Source organism: Sulfurimonas sp. (genome assembly GCF_026991475.1).
Lineage (GTDB): Bacteria > Campylobacterota > Campylobacteria > Campylobacterales > Sulfurimonadaceae > Sulfurimonas.
In genome coordinates, this window is the sequence record NZ_JALXBK010000032.1 from 1 (window position 1) to 2,153 (window position 2,153).

3 protein-coding genes are annotated in these 2,153 nt (G+C 35.1%); all 3 read right to left on the reverse strand.

Going from position 1 to position 2,153, the window contains the following annotated elements:
* On the reverse strand, nucleotides 1–695 hold a 695-nt coding region (locus tag MV589_RS02360; protein ID WP_297431675.1), incomplete at its 3' end, for a class I SAM-dependent rRNA methyltransferase.
* Nucleotides 679–1,797: a tRNA guanosine(34) transglycosylase Tgt gene (tgt, locus tag MV589_RS02365; RefSeq protein WP_297431676.1), complete on the reverse strand. Its 1,119-nt coding sequence runs from the start codon at nucleotides 1,795–1,797 to the stop codon at nucleotides 679–681. The genes MV589_RS02360 and tgt, both read right to left, overlap by 17 nt.
* Before the next feature lie 30 nt (nucleotides 1,798–1,827).
* Nucleotides 1,828–2,153: sensor histidine kinase (locus tag MV589_RS02370; protein ID WP_297431677.1), on the reverse strand; the 326-nt coding region annotated here is incomplete at its 5' end.

The following is a 2,153-nucleotide window of genomic DNA, read 5'->3' on the forward strand; positions in this document are numbered from 1 at the left end:
GTATTTAAAAAAGTTTTGTTTTTTGCATATTTATCACGAATGGTGCGTCGTACATCTCTTTGGTCTAAAAATACGCCAACCATTGCCCCATCATCAAGATATATGGCAAAATTTACACCATTCTCTTTTACAATAAGTGGCTCAGGAGCTTTGTTTCCAAAGAGAAAATCATCTGCATCATCAAGATATTGCCCCTTAGTATTAAACCTTTTTTTCTGGTAAATTCCCTTAAACTCAACACTCGCTTGCAGTGCTTCTAAAATTTCAGTTTTTAGTGCATAAATACCAACAGAGTACCAAGTAACAAGATAGTAGCCATCAAAGTAGTCAATAGTTAAACCACCGACACCATCGCCTTCACCATTAAATACTCTAAACGCAGTAGTTGTTGTGTCACTAAAAAAATCTTCTCTGTATGCAATGGCATCTTTGATTTTTTTACTAAAGTAGGCAGTATCTATTTTTTCGTCTTTATTCAAAGATAAAATCCAACCATAGCCTTTGTTTTGAATACCATAGTAAGCTTTTGCAACAAATCTATTTTTTGTATCTACAAGAGTGATGATGCTTCCCTCATGCTCAACTTTTTCCCAATCTAAAATGGACTCTTTTGAGAGTAGGGGATAGCCACTTTTATAAGCTGAAATATAGTCTGATTTTAGTGTTAAAGTTATTTCTTTAGCTTCGTTTTGCATAGAACTCTTTTTTGTATTCATCAAATTTATCTTCTAAAATAGCCTCACGAATCTCTCGCATAAGGTTGAGGTAGTAGTGAAGATTATGAATAGTTGCAAGGCGAAAATATGTAATTTCACGAGAGCGAAAGAGATGGTTTAGGTATGCACGACTATATGTTTTACAGGTCATACATTGACACTCTGGGTCTATTGGAAGAGGGTCTTCTTTAAATTTTGCACCTTTTATATTTATTTTCCCAAAAGATGTAAAGAGCGTACCGTTTCTTGCATTTCTTGTTGGCATAACGCAGTCAAACATATCTATGCCTCGCTCAATGTTTTCTATAAGGTCTTCTGGTGTTCCCACGCCCATAAGGTAGCGAGGTTTATTCTCTGGCATATATTGTGTTGTATGCTCGACTGTGTCGTACATTTCATTGTTAAGTTCACCAACAGAGAGACCTCCAATAGCAAAACCGTCATAATCTAAGGCGCACAGCTCAGTAGCACTTTTTGTACGAAATGCTCTGTCCGTTCCCCCTTGAATAATGGCGAAAATATTTTGGTCTACTCCAACTCCCTCTTTTTGTTTTTGACGGAAGTAGTTTATGGACTCTTCTGCCCAAGCAGTAGTTCTATCAATGCTTAGTTTAATACGCTCTTGTGTAGCAGGAAGTGCAACCAAATCATCTAAAATCATCATAATATCTGAACCTAAATTATGTTGAATATCTATAACCTTTTTTGGAGTAAAAAAGTGTTTACTTCCATCAATGTGAGAGCGAAACTCTATCCCATCTGCTTTTGGCTTAGAAATGTCAGAGAGAGAAAAGGCTTGAAAACCGCCACTATCTGTTAAAAAGCTTTTAGGGTAACGTGTAAAACCATGTAGTTTTCCCATTTTTGCTACAGTTTTATCGCCAGGACGCAGGTACATATGGTAAGTGTTTGCTAAAATTATCTCAGCACCGAGCATATCTAAAACATCATGAACATCGAGTGCTTTAACACTTCCAACAGTACCAACAGGCATAAAGACAGGTGTTTTAATGGTTGAGTGTGCAGTTTCAATGGTAGCAGCACGAGCTTTGCCACTTGTAGCTTCTAAAGTAAATTTCATATATAAAATCCAATTTTTTTGTAATTATAGCTAATTCATATTCAGTATAATCGTAAATACTGCACCATTGTCTTCATTGTCTGCAAAAATATCACCACTTAAATGGTCTTGTAAAATTTTTTTACTCATGTAAAGACCAAGTCCAGTACCTTTATTTGTCTCTTTTGTTGTAAAGTATGGTTCAAAAATTCTATCTATTATAGCCTTATCTATTCCACCTGCATTATCAGAAATTTTTATGATAAATAGCTTATCTTTTACATATGCTCTAATATTGATCTCTTTAGTCTCAATGTCCATATTTTCATAAGCATCTCTTGCATTACCTATAATATTTATGAGTATATGCTCTAGCT

Bases quoted from the DNA above. Each gene is read 5' to 3' on its own strand.
- tgt (WP_297431676.1), bottom strand. From the start codon at position 1,797: ATGAAATTTACTTTAGAAGCTACAAGTGGCAAAGCTCGTGCTGCTACC.